Origin of the sequence: Streptomyces sp. NPDC015532, from assembly GCF_043078065.1 — a bacterium.
Lineage (GTDB): Bacteria > Actinomycetota > Actinomycetes > Streptomycetales > Streptomycetaceae > Streptomyces.
Genome location: NZ_JBIBSY010000027.1, coordinates 50,328 through 69,647 on the forward strand (window position 1 = coordinate 50,328; position 19,320 = coordinate 69,647).

Below are 19,320 nucleotides of genomic sequence, written 5' to 3' on the forward strand. Positions count from 1 at the left end.
TGTGCTGGTGGTGATGTCGAGGCAGCTGGTTACTGCTCGTCGAGTGAGGCGAGGAGGGCCTGCAGCCCGGTCTTCGGCTCCGGCCGCGCGGCCGCGGTGGCCACCGGCGCGGCGGCCGTTGGCACCGCGGTCGCGGCCGCACGGGACTTGCGCGCGGGTACGGGTGCGGGCTTCGCGAGGGCTGCCGCCGGGGCGGGTCGCTCGGCGGACCGGACGCGCACCGTGCAGGTGGCGGTCGCCAGTCGCGGTCGAGCGACCCGCTGCGGCTTGCCGGCCAGGCGCCCCTGGGCCGGGGTGGAGGAGTAGATGAGCAGGCTGCGCACGGCGCGTGCCGGGTCCCGGCCGTCGAGCCGCGCGTACCGCAGCAGCCAGGCCAGACCCCAGGGGATCAGTGCCATGAGGATGAAGTTCATGGCGCCGAAGTGGGCCCACAGCTCCCTCGTCATGACGAGGAGACCGAAGCTGATCACCATGGTCATGACCTGGGTGATCGTGTAGGGCCCTCCCGGGAGCCGACCGGCTCCCGGGAGCTTGCCGATGACGAGCGGGTGCTTACGAGCTCGCGTGTACGAGTGCCCGATCAGCTCCTCCTCCGAGGCGCTCACGAGATCCGCCAGCCCTTACCCGCCAGAGCGGGCGCCTCGCCCGGAGCGTGGACCACGGAGACCGAGGCCGCGGTGTCGTCGATCTCGGAGCCGACCTTGGTCTTCAGGACGTTGAGGTTGCTGATGCCCCAGAGCACGAGGGCGGCCAAGACGAAGGCGACGAGGGTGCCGACGAAGGAGCGGGTCTTCCACCAGGCCATCAGCACGGCGATGATCGCCATGAGGGTGGCCACGGTGAGGACCAGCGTGCGGACCTGGCCCGTCTTGGTGTTGGCCCAGTCGAGGACGTCGCCGGCGAGGACGACGTGGTCGGGGTTGGCTGCTGCCAGGGTGTGCATGAACGATTCCTCTTTCTCAGGAGTTCGACGGCGACGGCGAGGGAGTCGCCGTGGCTGCGTCGGGGCTTGGGGTGGTGGTGGTGTGCGGCGCCGCGGAAGGCGGGCTGCTCGCGCGGATGGCCGGGGCGTCGTCGACGGACGCGACCTCCCAGCGGCCGGCGCGGGACTTGAGGGTGAGCGCGTAGCTCAGCGAGACCGGGCTGCCGGCCTGGTCCGTGGCATCGACCTGGACCAGCTGGTGCAGCACCGTGCCGTCGGCCGGCACCTTCTGCTGGCCGGAGCCGGACGAGTCGTCCTGGACGCCGGCCACCTTCAACGCGGCGTACGGCGCAGGGCTGATGGGCTGAAGCCGCGTACCGGGCGAGGTGTAGCGGTCGAGTTCGGTGGAGCCGGTGAGGTAGGCGGCCAGGAACCCGCGCGCGGTCTCCACCGACGGGTCGGCGCTGCTCGACCCGCGGTCGGTCTCGTACGCCAGGCCGCCGGGCTTGACGGAGGCGGGTGCGGCCACCTGCGCCGGCAGGGACGTCGCGGCGTAGCCGGCATCGGATGCCGCCTTGTCGGCACCGCCGGCACTGGCCGGGCCAGTGGCCTGAATGCCGACGCGGAAGTACTGCACCCCCAGGCGCTTCGCCTTGCCCTTGTCGTCGTGCGCCGTGACGTCGGCGGCCACGGTGATCGACCAGTAGCCAGGCTGAACCTCATGGGAGGCCAGGACGGTGGACTGCGTGGCCTCGCGGGTCCCGGGCTTGACGGCCAGTGCGAACGAGCCGGAGTAATACGGCGCCAGGTCCCGCTCGGTGCCCTGGCCGGCCTGGAGGTAGGCGGCGACGAACAGTTCGGCGAAGCCCGCCGGCCCGACCGAGGACGCGGGCGCTGCGGCAACGACCGGCTTCGTCGCGCCCTGGGCCGGGCCGGACGCGCTGAGGAACGCCAGCATTCCCAGAGCCGGGCCTGACGCCACGAGAGCCCAGGCACCGACGCGGGCCAGCCGGGAGATCCCGGACATGTGGGCGGTGCTCGCCTTCCACCCGGTTTCATCCGGCTGGTCCGTCGGCGACTCCTGGTGCTCCTCGACCTCCTCGTCCCAGACTTCCGCCTCGACGAACTGCTTCTTCTTGTCGGCCTTCCGCTGCCGGCGCTGGCGCTTCACGACGCCGTCCGCAGGGCCTGGACCGTCAGGACGGTCGAGATGCGCTCCTTGAGCTGAGCCGGCGTACGGGCCAGCAGCACATCCCACGACGCCAGGGCGGGCTCCGACTCGCTGTCGAGGAAGGCCCGCATCTGCTGGTGCAGGTCACGGTCCATCGGCCGGCTCACCAGAGCGGCGGCAATCTTGGTCAGCTCGCGCGAAGCACGGGCCACACGGGCCTCGTCGGCGTCGAGCAGCTGTCGGCCGGTGCCGGCCGGGGACTTCGTGGTCACGTCGGTTCTCCCGGAGGTTGAAGGGTGGGGGCGGGGCGTTAGGGGCTGGAGGAGCTCTGGCGGGCCTCTCGCCTGCTACAGGTGTCGAGGAAGTCCGCGGTGTGACAGTCGGGCCGAAGTTTTTTCGAGGGACTTCTGCGGCGGTCCATCCACGGCGCGGGCCGGCGGCTCTCAGGCCGCGGCGCGGTACTGGGCGAGGGGCGACTTCGTGCGCAGCGTGCGAACGGCACGGCTGGCGTGCTGCCGCAGCAGGTCCCCTTCGTGGCCCATGGAGCGGGTGGTCATGTGCCGCTGCTCGGGCCGCTGCGAGGTGGACAGGTAGTACCGGGCGATGCGCTGCGCCTCGAGCTCCTTCAGCGCTCCGATCTCCACCGCCCACAGCAGGAGGTCGAGGACCTCCGTCCGCGCCTCGTGACGTGACAGGGCCGGCTCATCGGCGCCGACGAGCTCCATCTGGGCGGCGCGCATCAGCAGGTCTGCGAGCTCGACCGTGCCGTGCGGGGTGTCGGGGTCCTCGCTGGAGACGACGTGGGCGTAGCGGGTGTGGCACTCAGCTGAGGCAAGAGGCGCGACGCCGGCGGCGAACTCCTGGACGTCCTCTATGTCGTCGAGGCAGGCGGCCAGGGTGCGGCGGGTCAGCTGCAGGGTGTCGAGCGCGAGGTTGTTGAAGATCCGTCGCGGCCGTCGGTCGAGCGGGTAGGTGCGGACGACCTCGAAGGCGGCGCCCAGCACCGTCGCGCAGACGTCGTCCCACGGAAGGCCGTACGAGCGCTGCTGCGTCTTCGCCATCAGGACCGTTTTGGGCAGGAGGACGCGTACGGCCACCCGCCACGCGAGGTGGGCGTCGAAGCCGGTCCCGCCGGCGCGCTCGACCAGCAGGTGCATGACGCGGTCGTGTCCGTCCAAGTCACCGCGGCGGTAGTAGACGGAGATCTTGTCGACCACGTCCTGGGGACTGGTTGCCCCAGCGAGGTCGGGGTGCTCCTCGGCCCACGTGGCGACGCGGTCCGCGGCCCTCAGGTCGCGGCAGAGCACGTCCCAGTCGCGGTTCATCAGGGCGAGCGTGTCGTAGCGGGTTGTGGACTCGGAGGAGTCAAGTGCCGGGGTGTGCTGGGTGGTGGCCACGTCCGTGTCCGTCCTTTCGCGCCATCTGGTCTCGATGGCGCTCACACTCCCGAGGCCCCCCTTGACCGCGGTCTGACGGCGATTCCGGCGCGACGAGGTCAAGGGGAAACCGGCCCTCGGCACCCGGCGGCCCACTGGGCAAGGGGGGCCGCGGTCAAGGGGTGGGCGCAGTGGTCAAGGGGGATGGCATCCACTCGGCGAGGTGGATGGGAGCGACCCACCTCCACCGAGGACGCGGTGGAGACCACTTCCAGTGGACGGACCTAAGGCACCGCGGAGCCGGCGCCATCCACTGGACCGGATGGACCACGCCCCGTCGCAGGGCTCACGAACCTCCACCCACTGGCCACCCACGGTGGGCCCGGACGTCCCGCCCATCGGCCCATCGCGATGGACGCCATCGCGAACTGGGTCCGAGACACCCCGGGTCGCCCTCGCCTTCACACGCCGTTCTGCACGGCGCCGGGCTCCGGTGGGTGCCGCCGGGGAGGAAGCGCCAGCCGCGCCCCGCGGCTCCCCCTGCTCGGCGGCCGCCCGCATCGGACAGAGGCTGCCCGTGCCGGTGCCGTGCGCAGGCCTCATCGGATCCTGGCCCTCTGGCGCCTGCTGCGTTTCCCCTTGACCCGGGCCCAGGTCAAGGGGAAACAGCAGGCGCCCGGTCCCGTGGTCAAGGGGTGCAGGCACGGCCGGTCAAGGGGGTGGCCGAGGGGCCAGATGATGCGGTGAAGCTGGTCAAGGGGGAGAGGAGAGGGTGGCGAGGCGATCGCCGGAAGGTGTCTGCCGGCGATCACCTCGGGTGGGTGGCACGCGCGGTTTCACCGCGATCCAGCCTGCGGCTCGGCCGGCCACCGGGGCCACCCCATCGCCTCGTCCACCGTCCGTCATCGGTGGGCGCCACCGGTGCACCGGATCGGATGGAGCCCACCGAGTGGATGAACCACACCCCGTCCACTGGGTGTCGCCCACTGGGTGTCGCCCATCGGGTGGTCCGAGCCGATGGACCACACCCGATGGACGAAGGCGACTCTCCATCGGGTGGGCTCCATTGCGGGGCGCAGTCCCACCGGATGGAGCCCACCCTGCGCGCGGGACCGAGCGGTGGGGAGTGGGCCCGTAAGTGGCCGGGTGGGGAATGGCGGGTGCGTCACGCCGGCCGCGGTAGCGACGGCAGCGTGCGCTCGCGCCGCCCCACCCTCGACCGCGACTCCACGGCGGCTTGTCGCGGGCCCGTGTTTCTCCTTGACCAGGGCGCGGGTCAAGGAGAAATCGGCCGCCGCGAAAGCTGGTCAAGGGGCGCCTCTGAGACGTCAGGACCACCGTGGCCCGTCGCGGATCGTTGAGCTCCTCCGGGCCGCGGCGGGCGCCCGCTGTGTGGAACGTGGCGCCGGCGTGGTCGGCCCATCGCCACCCGGGGTGTGGAGAGCCCGGAGCGGTGGAGTGGACGGCTCACGATGCGGCCCGCTCCAGATGCCGGGTTCGGCATCGGACACACAGGCCGGTGGAACCGAGCGCCGGGCGGGTGCATCCGCTGCCGTCCCACCCCGCGCACGCCTCGGGCTCCACCGCTGAGGACGGGCGGCCGGCGCGCATCCCCTCGTGCTCCTCTCGGCACGGCCTGCACCTGCGGCCCGGCTCTGTCCGGTTCAGCAGCAGGACGGCGCAGCCGCACTCGGGGCACCGGCCCCGGGGAATGGCGGGAGTGGAGCGCGGGGTGGGGGTGTCGGTGGGGGTGGAGTGGACGACGAGGGTGGGAGTGGGCGCCTCGGGCTGGGCGGTGGCGCGGCGCCGGTCGCGGACGATCTCCTCGCACACCGAGCACCGGCGGCCGCTGCTCCACAGGACACCGGCCTCGCAGTCGAAGATCCCGCAGCCCCAGTGCGGCAGGCCGACGCCGAGGATCCACCGGCCGGGGTCGCGGATTTCGTCGGTGAAGAACCGGCAGGCCCGTGCCTCCAGGCGCTGTCGCAGCCGGGTGTCGTCGATGCCGGAGCGCAGCTGCTGGCCGACCTCCCGGGCGATGCGCCGTTGCATGTAGACGCTGGTCTGTCGGTAGAGCCTGTGCACCGGCTCGAGAACGGCGTGCACCCGGGCGCTGATGGTGAGCCCGGGTCCGTCGTAGGTGCCGGTGTGGTTGGTCAAGGGGGTGCCCGCGGGCTTGGTCAAGGGGGTGGTCAAGGGGGTTTGGTGGTCATCCGCGCGCAGCGCGAGTCCACCTTCGCCGTCGCCGTGCGGTGGTTGCGCACCGCGGTTTTCCACAGCTTCACCTACCTGTACTTCGCCTACGGCGGGTGAGAAGGGGGCGCGCTCGTCATCAGGTCGGTCAGTCCTAGGTTCTTCCTTAGTCGCGAGTGATCCCGCATCAACCGAGGAACCCGATCCCTCACCAGGACCAGAGGTGGAGGAGGGTGCGACGTCCGCGGTGGACGGTTGTCCACAGGGGTCCTGAGGAAGGGCGGCGGGGATGTCGTGGGCGATGAAGTGGTGGCGGCCGCGCACGCCGGCCCTGCGCTCCACGGTGATCCACCGCGTGGCCTCCAGCTCGTCGACGATCTCCCCGGCGGCCGCGGTGGTGAGCGGCTGGCCGGCCCGTCGGCCGCTGTGGTGGTGGAGCGCCCCTGCGATCTCCGACTCGGTGAGCGGGATCCGCTGGGCCTGGGCGTACGCGATGAGTGCGTACGCGCGCAGCTGGCGCGGGGTGAGGTCCTCGGAGGCGGCCACCGGGATCCATACGAACCGCTCGGTCGCAGACAGGGGCCGGGTACGGCGCACCGCCGAGGCGCCGCATCCGCCGGGCAGGGAACGGCGGGTCGAGGACAGCTCGACGACGCCGTCGTGCGCGGGGCGCATCAGCTGCGTCATGCCGCGCTCGACGGAGGACTTCGACAGGCCGACGTACTCCGCGATGGTCACGGTTGCCGCCGTGCATCCCTCGGGACGCGACGCCAGCGCGGCGATCTTCACGTACGCGGTCAGCGCGACGTCGGCGTAGTGCGGGCTGGTGACGAGGCGCAGGGGCACCTTGACCCGCTGGCGGCGCTGCGGGCGCGCCTGATCGCCCGCCGGCGGCGGGCTACTCGGTGGTGCTGCTGTGCAGGGCACGCTTCTCCTGGCGCACCGGTGCCGCGGGGCGGCGACTGGGGTGCGCTGGGTCTCGACGGCGTCCGGCAAGGACGCGCGGTCTGGGGTCTGGCCAGAGGCACTCGGGCGAGGGCTGAAGGAACGGGTCCTTCAGCTGCTACGGGTGTCGAAAAAGCCGACGGTGTGACAGTCCGGCCAAAAAAATCCCCAGCGAACCTGTGACCTGCGGGTCAAGGGGCTCTCTGGGTTGGCGGCAGGCCCCCTTGACCGGGTCCGTGAAGGCTCGTCGGCCAGGTGTGGGGAGCGAGGCTTCGGCATGGCTGGTCAAGGGGTGTCGGCTGGAGCTGGTCAAGGGCAGACCGCTGGACCGCTGTGGGCCACGGTGGATCCGGGCCGCACCGACCCAGAGAGTGGGAACGCAGCGTGGCGCTGGCGTCACGGACGGGCGAATAACCACCGCGATCGGCGTGCTTCGATGGCGTCCGAGCTGACAAAGGGCATGGGTGTACTGCAAGATGGACCCCGTTCTCCCGGGTCGCCCCGGGAAACGACAAACCCCTTCGGGGGGATTGCTGCTGGAGGGCAGTGATTGCCGGACCATTCGGTCCGGCCCTCGCTCGGACTGGGCTGCTAACCCGGGTCGGAGCGGTGACGGCCGGCAGAGGAGCTGCTAACTCCGAAGCCGGTGGAGAGGGGCGAGGAGCAGCCTTTGCTAGAGGCGCCCGCCCGGAAGACCTACGACATCCTCAACTCCCCCTTCCCGGGGGATTTCGTGTTTCTGGGCCCGGCCGTGCCGGGCCGCCCCCACGGCAGCGCCGCGCCCGGCGCGGCGAAACCGCCCCGGGTCTGCGCGGTGCTGGTCATGGGAGAACCGCCTTCTCGGTTCGCCGGGCCCGTCCTCGGCGCTGTGCGCCGGGGGCCCGAGGTGAGGCGTTTTGGATCAAGCGGAAGTCACCCTATCCCCTGACAGCCGCCGTGCACACGCACTCAGCGCGTTGTCCACGCGACGTCGAAAAGTGCGGCCAAGAGGGGGCAGTTGACGCAGAGGGTTACTAACTGGCGCTTCCCGTGCGGATAGTCACGCGATCCGCACGTACTACCGTCAAAAGGTATGAGGTTGGGCGCTCATCCGTATATCCGACTCTTCGAATCTCGAACACCGCGGTGCCGGCCTTGGCCTTGAGGAGTGAGCACTCCTCGGTGGTGGCCGACCTCGCGCCCCAGCTGCTGGTGTGGCTGTCCTCGCGCCGCAGCGTGCCCGCCGTGAACGGCGCGACGGTGGCGGCCTCGGCCCCCGACGCCGCGAGCAAGTCCGGGGTGAAGAGGGTCTGCTGCGCCCACGGGATGCCGGCCTGCAGCAGCACCGACTGCCGGACGGACAGGACGGCGTCCGGCGTGAGGCCCAGAGCCTCGACCGCGGCGGCGTCGGTACCGGGAACCCCGCGCCTCGTGTCGTCGTGGCCGCCGTCGCCGGACTCCGCCGGCCTGATCAGCCCGTCCTCGTGCAGGCGGACCGTCATGGCGAGAGCCGGCTGCAGTACTCGACTGCGGCGGCGCGGGGCCGTCTCGACCAGGCCCTCCTCTTCGAGGAGCCGCAACGCCTGGGCCACCGTGTTCGGGGCGACGCCGAGCTTTTCACCCAACTCGCGCTGGCCGGGGAGCTGATCGCCCGGGGCCAGCCTGCCGCTCAGGATGTCGGCGCGCAGCGCGGCCGCGACCTGCTCGTGCGGGTGATGGGACGTCATGGGCACATCTTGCCGCACCCGCCAGAACTCTCGGCTCATCCGCTCTACCTCTCCTTGACGTGATCGCCAATGGCGTGCATCATCTGACGCAACTGCATTAAGGCAGTTAAGGCAGATGGCGCGTGAAAAAGCAAGCGGCCCCCGGGGCTGGTCCCCCCGGAGGCCGTGAACGCGCCCTCACCCACCAGAGCGCAGGAGATGAGAACGCGTGAACACCATGATGGCAGCCCACCCGCCGAAGCCGGCAGACGCCCGCGGATTCACCGAGGACGGCATCGCCCGGTACCTCGCCGACACCGAGTCGATCGACGACCTCGTCGCCGGCGGCTACCTGGCCGGCCACGACGGCCGACTCATCGCCCAGCAGCTGCGAGCCCCGCAGCTGCGCCGGGCCATCACCCACTCGGTGTGCCACACCGTCCAGCCGGACGTCGACAACTTCTACCAGGAGGACGGCGAACCGGACGCCGACTGGCAGCAGCGCCGCGCCCGCACGGTCCGCGACCACTGCACCGTCTGCCCGGTACGGGCCGCGTGCGCCGAGCTCGCCCTCCGCGACGACGACACCGTCGGCGTCCGCGGCGGCCTCGCTCCGGAGAAGCTGACCCGCCGCCTGGTCGCCGAGACCACCAGGCTGGAGCGCGCCCGCGCCCTGGATGGGCGCACCGCGGAGGCCCGGCGCGCCCGCATCGCCGCCGGCGCGGAACTGCAGAGGCTCTCCGGCCAGTACCTCGGCACCTCCGGCAAGCCCGAGAAGCGCCTGGAGAACATCGAGAACATCCGCGAGGCCGCCCGCCGGCGCGACGAACTCGTCGCCGCCTACCGCCGCGCCGCCGGCTGGACGGTCGCCGCATGACCCCCGCCGGCGACGAACGCGCCCTCAACCGCGCTCTGGTCAGCGCCCTCGCCCGCCGCGACGACGTCCTCTTACTCCCCGTCCTCGTGCCGGCCGGCGCCGACGTACCGCCCGTCCACCCGCTCACCGTGCTGCTCCTGGTCCTGCTCGGCCAGGCCACGGCCGAGCGCGACGCCTACAGGGACTGGATCACCCAGGACCCGACCCCGCCCAGCGACGACCCGCTGCGCGCCCGGGCCGCCGATGCGGCCAGCAACCTCGCCAGGAGGGACTCCCCGTGACACCCGACCTCGCCCCCCATGGCGCGGCCCTGGCCGAACTCTTCGGCAGCTGGCAGTTCGTCCTCGGGGCGCTCGTTCTCACCCTCGGGCCGGCGATCGCCCTGCGCCGGCGCCGCGTGGCCCTGGCCGCGCTCACCGACACCGAGCGCGCCGCGGCCGCCGACCGCCGTGGCCGACGGATCGAGGACGTCCTCACTGTCGTCATCGCCGCGGCCGCGGCCGCCCTCTCGGCCACCGGTCTGCGCCGGGTCGGCCACCACCAGATGGGCCTGGACACTCCGTTCGACCTCCTGCCCTTCGTCGCACTGGACGTCGCGGCGATGGTCTGCGGCCGCCGAGCCCGCCGCCGCGCCCGCGACGGCGATGGGCCGGGTCTGTCCGGAGCTCTCTTCTGGATTCTGGCCGGCATCAGCTCGGTCTTCTCCGCGTCCGAAGCCGCCTCTCTCCTCGGCGGCGCCGTTCGCGCGGTGTGGCCGGTCCTGGCGGCCGTGCTCTGGGAGATCGGCTCGCTCGAGGAGCGCCGCGCCGCCCGCAACAAGGGCGGACGCCCGGACCGTCGCATCGCCCTGGTGCGCCTGCTCCACCCCGTCGAGGCCTTCCGCGTCGCGCTGCTGCTCGCCGCCCGCCAGGACCTGGCCCAGGAGGAAGCCACCGCCGAGGTCCGCATCTCCCGGGCGGCCTACCGCTGGTACCGGCTGCGCCGTGCCCAGGACGCGGTCAAACGAGCCGGCGGGATGACGCGCTGGGTATACCGCCTCGTCGAGATGCATGCCGACGCCCGCGCGCAGGATGCCAGTGAACGAGCAGGATGCTCCGACCCCGCCATCCTGAACCGCGTCGTCGCCCGCTTGCAGATGCGCGTACGCCAGTCCGACATCGCCGGGATGAACCTGAGGAATCCCGCTGCGTTCGAGGGCATCCTCAACACCCTGATCGGCACCATGCCGACCATCCCATCCCAGTCGGCCGACCCTCATCCTGCGTCCTCATCCCACCCCGCTAACGACGAAGAGCCGCAGCTCAGGGCCAGGATGGCTGAGGGCGGTGAGCCCGGGGGCGACAGTGACGACGAGGACACCGCCTCGCCGCACCCGGACGTCGACGCTGAGCAGGATGAGCCGCCGGGCGCGGAGCGGAAGACCGACGAGGAGGTCATGGCCGCCTTCGTCGAGACCGTCCCGCGTAAGGATGACGGCACGTTCGCCTGGGGCATCAACAAGTGCGCCGAAGCCCTCGGCATCGGCAACCCGCGGGCCAAGCGGTTCCTGAAGACGCAGGCCGATTGGCTGCCCGAGGCGCTGGCATCCCATCCCGCGGCGCATGGCGCCGACGGCGAGGAGCCGGACCACTTCGACCAGGCCCTCGCCCTCGCGAACGAGCCGCCGCAGCCGGCCGCCGCCCCCCGGGCTCTCGATCCCGCCCTGCCACCGGCCGGAGCGCAGCTGGCCATCGACGAGCGCTTCGCCCTCGACCCGACCGTGGGCGACTTCGAGCAGCACGACAGCGGCCTCCTCCTCCCCGCAGCAGCCGGCATCCGCCAGCCCTGACCTGACGCCCCGCTCCGCAGGGCGCCCGAAGGCTGCCCGCGAGCACGACCGTGAGGACCACCCATGCCCGCCACCTCCTTCGACCAGCACGTCAACGAAGCCCTCGACCTCATCGCACCGGCCCGCCGCCAGGTGAACGCCGGCCGCCCGGCCCGGACCGCCGGCGCCCCGCAGCACCGCCGGCCCCGCCTCGCCCTCGTGCGGCGCCCCGCCCCCCACGAGGGGAGCGAGCAGTGAGCACCACCCCTTCCACCCGCGGCCGGCGCAGCCGGGCGCACGACGACGCCATCCAGGGCGAACCGCACGCCACCCCGGAGACGGAGGACACCATGGGAGCTGACGAGACGCAGCTGCGCCGCGTCTTGTCCCGCATCGGTGTCCGGCCGCTCGGTCATGCCGAGCAGCCCGTCGACGAAGAGCCCGAGGCCGCCGCCCACCCCGCCCCGGACCAGCAGCCCGTCGCCGCCACCCGGCGAAACCCGGTGGAGCCCGGCGGCGGCCGACTGCCCGCGCCCGGACAGACCATCGACCTCACGGAGCCCCCTGAGCAGCAGGCCCGGGCGGACGAACCGACGCTCCCCGAGGAGCAGGACGACACGGCAGACCCGGCGCAGCCACCCGAGACGCGACGCGTGGGTGAGGCGGCGAAGAGAGGGTGGCCGCCCCGCGTCCCCTGGCGCCGACACGAGGACAAGGACCAGGCCGAGGGCCCTGCCGCCGAGGCTGGCGACGACGACCTCCCGCAGCCGGAAGGCCACCAGCCCGACTGGTACCGCGTCCAGAAGACCGACGATCCGCAGGCGCCGGACCCGGGCACCTACGAGGTGCACAACCACTACTACGGCACTGGCCAGGACTCCTCAGCACCCGCGGGGGAGGGGGCCGGCCGGAGCCGCAACCGTGGCTCCCTCACCGCGTGGTGGGCCTCACTCACGCCGTTGCAGCGGTTCATCCTCCACAACGGATCAGCCGCAACCGCTGGCGCCTGGGGCTGGGGCATGTTCACCGCCCAGTGGAACACCGGCCTGCCCCAGTGGACGCTCGCCGTCATGCACGACGCCGCCGCCAGCAGCGCCGAGCCGTCGACCCCGTTCTTCGTCGGCGGCGGCGTGGTCCTGCTCGCCGCTGTCGTCGGCGGCGGCATCACCGCCTTCACCGAGAAGTGGCTGTACCGGCTGCCCTCGTTCTGCGCCGCAGTCCGCTTCCTCACCCACATCCCGGTCGCCTCCGCCGGAATCGCCCTCCTGCTCTTCTCCGCCCCCACTCTCTAAGGACACCCGTGACCAGCCTGCTCGCCGCCGGGGCCGGAACCAGCGCCCTCGGCCCGATGTCTGCCACCGCCGTCAGCGTCATCTTGATCGTGACGCTCATCTACGGCATCTGGGGCAAGGGGAAGAAGAAGCTGGCCCGAGGCCCGGCCCAGGCCATCGGCTTCTTCGCCGAGCTCGCCTTCCTGCGCGCCGACTCCTGGCCTCACGACCTCGGCACCGCCGTCCAGGACATCCCGCGCCAGATCGCCGCGAACCCCGATCTGGGATCCATCGGCATGACTGCCGTGGTGATCATCCTGCTCGTGCTGTCCTCCTTCGCCCCCATCGTGCCGTTCACCGGTGCCCTGTGGGGGATGCTCACCGCCGCCGCCATGGCCGCGGCACAGGGCTCTGTCTGGCGGGCGATCATCGCGGTTGCCACCGCCGCGCTGTCCCTGGTCGGCGCATGACCGGCAAGTCCGACGAGAGCCGGCCAACGACGAAGACCGCCAAGCGGGAACGACGCAGGCCCACTCTTGAAGAGATCCCGTTCGTCCGCGAGGTGCCCGTCGTAGCCAGCGCCACCATGGTCGTGCTGCGCTACGTGGGCGCCTGGCTGCGCGGAGGCGATGAGGAGAGCGGCGGGTTCGGCGTCCGCCTGCTCGCCCTCGGCATCGCCGGCTACGTCCCCCTCTACTTCGCGGAGAAGCATCCCGGGCTCTGGTACGCCTACGGCGGCGCGGGCTTCCTCCTCGTCACGACCGTCGCCGTCCGTACCGGCCTGTCGGCCGGCCGGACCGTGAAGGACCTGGAAGCCGCCCAAGCTCCCACCGTCGCCGAGGAGGAGCAACCGAGCACCGACCTCCAAAACGATCATGAAATGGCGGGGGAGGAGCACCTCGGAGCGGAGCCGCTCACCGTCAGCCCGGCCGAAGCGGACGCGGCGTTCGGCTTGTTCGTCGAGCACAACGTCGCCTTCGCCGTCCGCACGGATCCCAAGGGCGACCGAAAGGGCGTCCACACCGACACCCTCCTCAAGATCCTCAAAGCGAAGGAGATGTTGACCGACTGGACCGAACCCATGCTGAGGCAGAAGTGCAAGTCCCTCGGCATCCCCGTGCGCAAGCAGATGGGCATCCGGGGCCGGAACTACTTCGGGGTCCACATCGAGGACTTGGAGCAGTCCCTCGGCAGGGCTGTACGCGTACCCCCGCAACTGGTCCCTGACCTCACCGCGAACGCCCCCACCCCACCCCCGTCCGAGCCCCCCGCTCCACCCTCCGAGATCACCCTCATCCAGCCCCCTGCAGGAGCCGGCTGAACCACCCGCCGCCGCCCCCTGCCGGCCGCCGTCCGGAGGGGGTGGCTCGGCGCTCACAACAGGCCTTCCCCCGGCTTCCACTCCCCTACCGGGCAGAGAGCAGACCCACCCCCTACTAGCCGCATCTACGACTGCCTGACCTGCGGATCTATCCCAGCGATAGATGCGTCTATCGCGCCCATCTACCGCGCCCTACCGGCTTGTTCCCGTCCCGCCGCGCGCGCCCGCCCGGTACGGTCGAAGCACACTTCAGAGGACCAGTGGAGGGGGAGCCCGCGGTGGCATGGCGGTACGGGTGCGGCCCGTGCGGGGTCACGACAGGATGGCTGCCCAAGGACCAGGCCTCCGCCAAGCGGGATGAGCACCGGGATACCGTTCACGCTGGCATGATCCCGACGGTCGAGGTCTTCGAATCCAACGCCCGGCCGATCGCCAAAGATCCGGCCGCCCTGCGCATGTGGGCGATCATCGCAGCTGTCTGCGTGATCGCCTGGATCACCCAGAACATTCGCTGACCGGGGCCGCGTAGTGGTACCTCCTGCCCCCTCCCGGCCAACCAGCGCCTGACGAAAGCCCAGTGAGGTCGCGCGCTCAACTGGACGTTGCGTATTGAGAATTCAATGTGTAATGTGGATCTCGACGGAGAAAGTTCCGCATCCGTGTCACACGCAGCTCGCCTACGACACCTGTAGCAGTTGAGCGCACCCACACACCTTCCGGGAGTCCACCGTGACCACGCCCCGCACTCTCACGCTCGGCACCGCCATAGCGGCCGCCGCGCTCCTCGCCCTCACCGGCTGCGCCAATAAGCCCGTCACGCATGGCGAGGTCATCGACAAGCGCGGCTACGCCGGTCGCTGGATCCCCGAGTACAAGGACGTGTACCGCCAGGACTGCTCGACCATCCGCACCAGCTCGTTCACTGCCACCTCCTTCGCGGGCCGCAGCAGCGGCTCCAGCGGCGGCAAGTCCAGCGGCGGCAAGTCCAGCTCGTCGGGCGGCACCGGCAAGAAGAACAACAACACCACCACCGGCGGCTCCGGCGGCACCCCGCCCGGCAAGTCGCTCACGAACGGAGGTACCTCCGGCACCACCAAGCCCGACAGCAGCCAGCCCACCAAGCAGTGCCAGCGCAAGTACGTGGGCCGGAACCAGACCGGTCAGCACTGGCAAGCGGGCAAGTGGGAGCTCCGGCTCCGCGACGGCGACCGAACCGGATGGATCACGGTCTCCCAGACCACCTACGGCGACACCGATCTCCACGACCAGTTCTGACCAACCAGCACCCCCGGAGACCCGCCCATGCCCGATGTACCCGAGTACACGCCTTACAGCATCTACATGCTGGAGCCACACGCTGATCATGCGACCGCCGAGAACGGCCACATCCCGATCGAAGCCATTGCCGAGCGCGTCTATGGCAAGCCGTACAGCTCGCTGTGCGGATGTCAGCGGGACGACGAGCACATTGGCAACGACAGCGTGAAGCTGTACGAACTCACCTCCGACGAGAACTACCTGGAGGCACTCGGAGCCCTCGACGACGCCGAGATGTATCTGGGCCGGGACTCCCGCACCGGCGAGAGCATCGTCAAGACCGGCATGACTGAGCTGGACTACTGGCTGAGCATCCGCGTCGCTGACGAGAACACACCAGCCACTGTCGAGGCGAACCCGCCAGCAACGCAAGACCTTGAGAACGCCGTGTTCGAGTCCCGATTTTTCGCCGATCGCGCCTTCTCCCCGTCGCTGGAGCTGATCCTCGCCGATCTCATCCGCCGCAGCGAACTCCCGCGCGCTGACTACCTGTTCCGGCACTGGTGGTGATCGAAACGGAACGACGACCGCTGCCACGCAGCCCCGGTGAGTCACGACTGGCCCTCTTTCCCGGCGATCCGCTGCCACGTGACCAGTTACCCACCCCCAGCACACCCGCCCGACTACCTCCGATGCGGGGCCACCACCCGGTGGCCCCGCATCATCCAGTGGGAGACACCAGATGCACCCCTTCGTTCTCGGAACCGTCCTCGGAGCCGCCGTTACCCTGGTCGCTCTCGCCTTCTGCCGGCGACTCACCCGGCGACCGCACTGCCCCTGGTGTGCCACAGCCTCCGCCTGGCCCACCTCCCAGCACGACCCCCTGCACTGCCGCGGCTACGTACAAGAACGCCGCCGCGAGCGCCTCCGCGACATTGCACACGGACGCCCCGTCCCGGAAGCGAACCCCTGGGGCCACGCATATCTCCTTGACGAGGAACGACGCTAACCGCGGCGCACACTCCGACACGCCACCCTCGCGCGGCCACGCGCCCCGTCCAGCCGCTTCACACAGCCCACCAGATGAGGACCGATGGCTCGCTGCCCCGCCGCACTCCCGACGACTCCCACCCCCTGTGCCGGCCCCATCGTCGTTACCGTGCTCGACCAGGACAACGCCGGCGTCGACGGTTGCGAACACCACGCCGCACACCTCCTCGCCGCCCTCGACCGCGGCCGCGTCTTCGCACTGCCCCACGCCCCCGCCGGAGCCGCGCACCGCGCCTTCAAGGCCGCAGCTCCGCAGGGCGTCCGCCTTCACCGCCTGGCCGACGCCATCGTGACCTCGCCTGCAACGCCCCGATGAAGCGCGGGCCAGCCAGGCCCCTTACACCAGTCACCCTGAAGGGAACCTCCGTGCTTGTCCGCCAGCACCCCGAACACGCCGTAACGGCGTAACGCAACGAACGCCCGTCCATCACCCGGCTCATCCTCGAAGCGCGCTGGGCGCACTACCGCCTCACCGACACTCTGGAACACGACCCCGACAGCAACGCCGTCCCCGCCCTGCGCCGCTTCCATCTCCTGCACGCCGGCGCGCTCGTCGACGTCCTCGCCCTGCGCACCCAAGACCCCGACCTCTACGAAGCCGCCCGCGACCACGGCGCCCTCCTCCGCAAGGTCGACGGCCTGGCCCTCGACGACCACCCCCACAACGGCCTCAACCACCTGCGGGCCCAATACGCCCGACTCCACCACCACACCCACGGCCACGCATACCGAGCACCCCACGCGACTGACGACTCTCTGCCGCACCAGCGCCCGTTCCGCCGATCCGGCCCCCGGCTGGTCCGCCAAATGCTCGACACCTACGCCTGGGCCAACCTCGGCCTCACACCCCTCTTCCCCGCCGTCGACGTCGCCAGCGAACAACGGCAACACCTCATGACCCGCGGACTCCTCCTCGACTGGGCCGCCACCGCGGCACCGGCCGACAACGCCGCAGCGGCGGCCGCGGCCACCGCCGGCCACGCCCTGCGCGCCCTCGACCGCCGGGCCGCCCTGAGCGACCTACGCGCCCGCGCCTACCTCCTGGACGCCTTCCGCGACTTCGACGACCAGGACGAAGACGACCACCCGCATCCCCACGACTGCGCAGGGCGCTGCGACGGCACCGGCGAAGTCCTCACCGTGCTCACCTGGGAGCACCACGGCACCGCCGTCCACCAAGAGCCAATCCAGTGCTTCGGCGCCCCCACCGCCCACGCCCCGGACTGCACCACCTGTGAGGGCCACGGCTTCACCTACACGTCCGGCTACCGCGAGCTCTGCCTCGATGGGCGCATCGCCGACAACGGGCCGGTCGCGACCACCGTGTCGCCGCAGGGAGCATGACCCCACGACGTCTCAGCCGGCCAGAACCGCCGGCGCCGAACTGCCCGCCCGACCTGCGCAGGCGCCGGCCCTCCCGGGGCCACTCCCTCGGACTGTGATTTCTCTCCCCCCACCCGAGAGGGGGAGAAATCTCCCCCACCACGGCTACTGAGAAATCTCCCCCCTGGCCACTGAGAAATCTCCCCCCGGAAGGGGGGGAGATTTCTCCTCTCCGAGAACGCAACTGCCGTGGGGGTGATTTCTCCCCCTCCGACATCCGGGGAGGGGGGGAGAAATCACCCCCACGCGAAAGTCAGGACTCGGCCCCGCAGACCACCGGCCAAAAGCCAGCTTGCCCTACAACTTGCCCCACAACATGCCCTGCAACTTGCTCTACAGGTTGCCTTTCAACTTGCCCCACAACTTGCCCCCACGCTGCGCCTCCGACACGGAAACCTGCACTTCAGGGGGATGGTCAAGGGGCTTGGGACGCGCCGACTACTTCTCTACGAGACCCCCAAGGGCAATGAGGACATCAGCGAAGAGCCACAGGCGAACGACAGGAAGGAGGAAGCCGGCGGGGGAGGAAGAAGCGACATGGATGGGAGAGCAGCAGCAGGACGGGAGGGAGCGAGGGAAAGAGGAGCAGCAGCAGGACGGGAGGAGAGGGGGAAGAGGAGCAGCGAAGAGCGAGAGCGGGCGGAGGGACAACAGCAAGCGAGAGGAAAGCAGCAGAGCACAAGAGCCGAAGAGGTGGAGGAACAGAGGGAGCAGCGACAGACGAGACACGGACAGACCACGAAGCACGAGACAGGAAGGGAGAACGGAAGCGGGACGGCCCAGGGACGGCGAGCATGAGGCAGAGAGCCGCAACGGTGTGGAGAGGGTCGGGGAGTTGAGCAGGTCGCCGAGGGCTGCGGAACGCAAGCGGCCCCGCCCAGCGAAACGCTGAGCGGGGCGCGAGCATGGGGGCGGGGGGAGGGGCGCGCCGGGAGGGGAGCGGCGCGCGAGATTACGAGGCTGCCCGGAGCATCCGCCGCGCGGCGGCCCGGCCGCTGGCGCTGACGCGCTCCGCCGCGTGCAGTCGCAGTGCCCGCGCTCGCATGAACGCGGCGGCGGCCTCGGGGTCGCCGCTCGCTGCGCGGGCAAGCAACTCCGTGATCTTGCTGTCAGTCATCAGGGGTCCCTTTCGGTGGCGTAACAGGTCGGACTAGGGTGCCGCCCCGGCGGGGCGGCACCCGTTGCTTAGAACCAAGTCGCCCCACAGCCGAGGTCGTCGCGGGCAAGGTCCCGAAGCGCGGACAGTTCACCGTGCGTCCCGCACTCGACACATGTGCCGCCGCGCCGGTCCCCGCCGGACTCGAAGTCCCCGATGCGGATGATGTGCGGACGGGCTATGGGGGTCTTGATGATGGACACGATCAGGCCGGACTCGGGACGCGCGGCGGCGCGCTGCGCGAAGTACTCCATGCGCTCCTGGATGTCCTCCAGGTCCTGCTCGGCGAAAATCCAGGTCAGTCGCTCCAGGGAGCCGGGCTCACCGTACGGAAGCCCGGTCGCGGGGCACATCGCCGACTTCTCGGTGACGGGCGTAGCGACCTTCGGCGAACGGCGAAGCAGGGCAAACATGGAATCTCCCAGGGTGGCGGTGACCGGCTGATGTAATAACACTACACAATGAAAAGAGAATAAGCAACAGAGCGACCGACGGTAGGCGGGGTGGCCCGGCCCCGGTGAGTGCGGGGCCGGGCCCGTGGTGGGCGCGGGCGGCCCTTGGAGGGTCGGGCCGCCCGGCCCTGGTCTGGGACTACCGCCGTCGCGGGCAAGGGCTACAAGGGGATCCGGGGGGATTGCGCGTCCAGCCGTGCCATGTGGCAGTCGGGGCAGAGGTCCGCTCCGCTCTCCGTCTCGTTGCCGCACTCCTCGCCCCATCCGGGGCAGGCGGATATCTCAGGCTGGCTGTTGCGCTCCGGCATCTTCGGCTCATCTCTACTGGTGTTGGGCGGTGCGGTAGCTCGGGGTCCCCCGGGGGCCCTGTGGCGGGCCCGTGGGGGTCTGGGGGTCGGGCCGGGCGGCCCCTGTGGGGGGTTGGGGTCGCCCGGCCCTGTCTTGGGGGTTAGGC

23 protein-coding genes are annotated in these 19,320 nt (G+C 70.9%); 13 read left to right on the forward strand and 10 right to left on the reverse strand.

Going from position 1 to position 19,320, the window contains the following annotated elements; genetic code table 11:
- Nucleotides 1-29: 29 nt before the first annotated feature.
- The 7 genes from ACF07B_RS41705 to ACF07B_RS41735 all read right to left on the reverse strand — a co-directional run bounded on the left by ACF07B_RS41705 (nucleotide 30) and on the right by ACF07B_RS41735 (nucleotide 8,352).
- Complete coding sequence (locus ACF07B_RS41705) at nucleotides 30-605, reverse strand: hypothetical protein (RefSeq protein WP_392182786.1); 576 nt, start codon at nucleotides 603-605, stop codon at nucleotides 30-32.
- A complete protein-coding gene (locus ACF07B_RS41710; RefSeq protein WP_024126964.1) occupies nucleotides 602-943 on the reverse strand; it encodes a hypothetical protein in 342 nt (113 codons plus the stop codon). Before ACF07B_RS41710 ends, ACF07B_RS41705 begins: the two co-directional genes overlap by 4 nt.
- A 16-nt stretch (nucleotides 944-959) precedes the next feature.
- A complete protein-coding gene (locus ACF07B_RS41715; RefSeq protein WP_392182787.1) occupies nucleotides 960-2,093 on the reverse strand; it encodes a conjugal transfer protein in 1,134 nt (377 codons plus the stop codon).
- Entirely contained in the window at nucleotides 2,090-2,365 is a 276-nt protein-coding gene (locus ACF07B_RS41720; RefSeq protein WP_024126962.1) for a hypothetical protein, read from the reverse strand. Before ACF07B_RS41720 ends, ACF07B_RS41715 begins: the two co-directional genes overlap by 4 nt.
- Nucleotides 2,366-2,536: 171 nt before the next feature.
- Nucleotides 2,537-3,490 (reverse strand): hypothetical protein, encoded by a 954-nt coding sequence (locus ACF07B_RS41725; protein WP_392182788.1) that lies wholly within the window; start codon nucleotides 3,488-3,490, stop codon nucleotides 2,537-2,539.
- A gap of 1,446 nt (nucleotides 3,491-4,936) precedes the next feature.
- Complete coding sequence (locus ACF07B_RS41730; protein ID WP_392182789.1) at nucleotides 4,937-6,589, reverse strand: hypothetical protein; 1,653 nt, start codon at nucleotides 6,587-6,589, stop codon at nucleotides 4,937-4,939.
- Between the two features lie 1,031 nt (nucleotides 6,590-7,620).
- The gene (locus ACF07B_RS41735) at nucleotides 7,621-8,352 is read right to left on the reverse strand and encodes a GntR family transcriptional regulator (RefSeq protein WP_392182790.1); all 732 of its coding nucleotides are present in this window, start codon (nucleotides 8,350-8,352) and stop codon (nucleotides 7,621-7,623) included.
- A 178-nt stretch (nucleotides 8,353-8,530) separates the two neighbouring features.
- Here ACF07B_RS41735 and ACF07B_RS41740 point away from each other — a divergent pair, with 178 nt between their 5' ends.
- The 11 genes from ACF07B_RS41740 to ACF07B_RS41790 all read left to right on the forward strand — a co-directional run bounded on the left by ACF07B_RS41740 (nucleotide 8,531) and on the right by ACF07B_RS41790 (nucleotide 16,191).
- Nucleotides 8,531-9,169, forward strand: a complete 639-nt coding sequence (locus ACF07B_RS41740) for a WhiB family transcriptional regulator (protein ID WP_234482791.1) — start codon at nucleotides 8,531-8,533, stop codon at nucleotides 9,167-9,169.
- Entirely contained in the window at nucleotides 9,166-9,450 is a 285-nt protein-coding gene (locus ACF07B_RS41745; protein ID WP_392182791.1) for a hypothetical protein, read from the forward strand. The genes ACF07B_RS41740 and ACF07B_RS41745 overlap by 4 nt, the downstream gene beginning before the upstream one ends.
- Entirely contained in the window at nucleotides 9,447-10,997 is a 1,551-nt protein-coding gene (locus tag ACF07B_RS41750; RefSeq protein WP_392182792.1) for a DUF2637 domain-containing protein, read from the forward strand. The genes ACF07B_RS41745 and ACF07B_RS41750 overlap by 4 nt, the downstream gene beginning before the upstream one ends.
- A 63-nt stretch (nucleotides 10,998-11,060) precedes the next feature.
- Nucleotides 11,061-11,234: a hypothetical protein gene (locus ACF07B_RS41755; protein ID WP_392182793.1), complete on the forward strand. Its 174-nt coding sequence runs from the start codon at nucleotides 11,061-11,063 to the stop codon at nucleotides 11,232-11,234.
- On the forward strand, nucleotides 11,231-12,268 hold the full coding sequence (locus tag ACF07B_RS41760; protein ID WP_392182794.1) for a hypothetical protein: 1,038 nt from the start codon (nucleotides 11,231-11,233) through the stop codon (nucleotides 12,266-12,268). Before ACF07B_RS41755 ends, ACF07B_RS41760 begins: the two co-directional genes overlap by 4 nt.
- 8 nt (nucleotides 12,269-12,276) lie before the next feature.
- Complete coding sequence (locus tag ACF07B_RS41765) at nucleotides 12,277-12,717, forward strand: hypothetical protein (RefSeq protein ID WP_331751978.1); 441 nt, start codon at nucleotides 12,277-12,279, stop codon at nucleotides 12,715-12,717.
- The gene (locus ACF07B_RS41770; protein WP_392182795.1) at nucleotides 12,714-13,568 is read left to right on the forward strand and encodes a hypothetical protein; all 855 of its coding nucleotides are present in this window, start codon (nucleotides 12,714-12,716) and stop codon (nucleotides 13,566-13,568) included. Before ACF07B_RS41765 ends, ACF07B_RS41770 begins: the two co-directional genes overlap by 4 nt.
- A 386-nt stretch (nucleotides 13,569-13,954) precedes the next feature.
- Nucleotides 13,955-14,083 carry a hypothetical protein gene (locus ACF07B_RS41775; RefSeq protein WP_267929054.1) on the forward strand — a complete coding sequence of 43 codons (129 nt, stop codon included), beginning with the start codon at nucleotides 13,955-13,957 and terminating at the stop codon, nucleotides 14,081-14,083.
- Between the two features lie 214 nt (nucleotides 14,084-14,297).
- Nucleotides 14,298-14,843 (forward strand): hypothetical protein, encoded by a 546-nt coding sequence (locus ACF07B_RS41780; RefSeq protein WP_392182796.1) that lies wholly within the window; start codon nucleotides 14,298-14,300, stop codon nucleotides 14,841-14,843.
- A 27-nt stretch (nucleotides 14,844-14,870) separates the two neighbouring features.
- Nucleotides 14,871-15,395 carry a hypothetical protein gene (locus tag ACF07B_RS41785; RefSeq protein ID WP_392182797.1) on the forward strand — a complete coding sequence of 175 codons (525 nt, stop codon included), beginning with the start codon at nucleotides 14,871-14,873 and terminating at the stop codon, nucleotides 15,393-15,395.
- 589 nt (nucleotides 15,396-15,984) lie between these two features.
- Nucleotides 15,985-16,191 carry a hypothetical protein gene (locus ACF07B_RS41790; RefSeq protein WP_392182798.1) on the forward strand — a complete coding sequence of 69 codons (207 nt, stop codon included), beginning with the start codon at nucleotides 15,985-15,987 and terminating at the stop codon, nucleotides 16,189-16,191.
- Here ACF07B_RS41790 and ACF07B_RS41795 read toward each other — a convergent pair.
- Nucleotides 16,143-16,598, reverse strand: a complete 456-nt coding sequence (locus tag ACF07B_RS41795) for a hypothetical protein (protein WP_392182799.1) — start codon at nucleotides 16,596-16,598, stop codon at nucleotides 16,143-16,145. The genes ACF07B_RS41790 and ACF07B_RS41795 overlap by 49 nt on opposite strands.
- Nucleotides 16,599-16,682: 84 nt before the next feature.
- On the opposite strand from ACF07B_RS41795, the gene ACF07B_RS41800 reads away from it, so the two are divergent.
- Both ACF07B_RS41800 and ACF07B_RS41805 read left to right on the forward strand, forming a co-directional pair.
- Nucleotides 16,683-17,219: a hypothetical protein gene (locus tag ACF07B_RS41800; RefSeq protein WP_392182800.1), complete on the forward strand. Its 537-nt coding sequence runs from the start codon at nucleotides 16,683-16,685 to the stop codon at nucleotides 17,217-17,219.
- A 450-nt stretch (nucleotides 17,220-17,669) separates the two neighbouring features.
- A complete protein-coding gene (locus ACF07B_RS41805) occupies nucleotides 17,670-18,056 on the forward strand; it encodes a hypothetical protein (RefSeq protein ID WP_392182801.1) in 387 nt (128 codons plus the stop codon).
- A 154-nt stretch (nucleotides 18,057-18,210) separates the two neighbouring features.
- On the opposite strand, the gene ACF07B_RS41810 is transcribed toward ACF07B_RS41805, so the two are convergent.
- Both ACF07B_RS41810 and ACF07B_RS41815 read right to left on the reverse strand, forming a co-directional pair.
- Nucleotides 18,211-18,375, reverse strand: coding sequence for a hypothetical protein (locus ACF07B_RS41810; protein WP_181411809.1), 165 nt, complete (start codon nucleotides 18,373-18,375; stop codon nucleotides 18,211-18,213).
- Nucleotides 18,376-18,443: 68 nt separating this feature from the next.
- Entirely contained in the window at nucleotides 18,444-18,827 is a 384-nt protein-coding gene (locus tag ACF07B_RS41815) for a hypothetical protein (protein WP_331751966.1), read from the reverse strand.
- Between the last annotated feature and the right edge of the window lie 493 nt (nucleotides 18,828-19,320).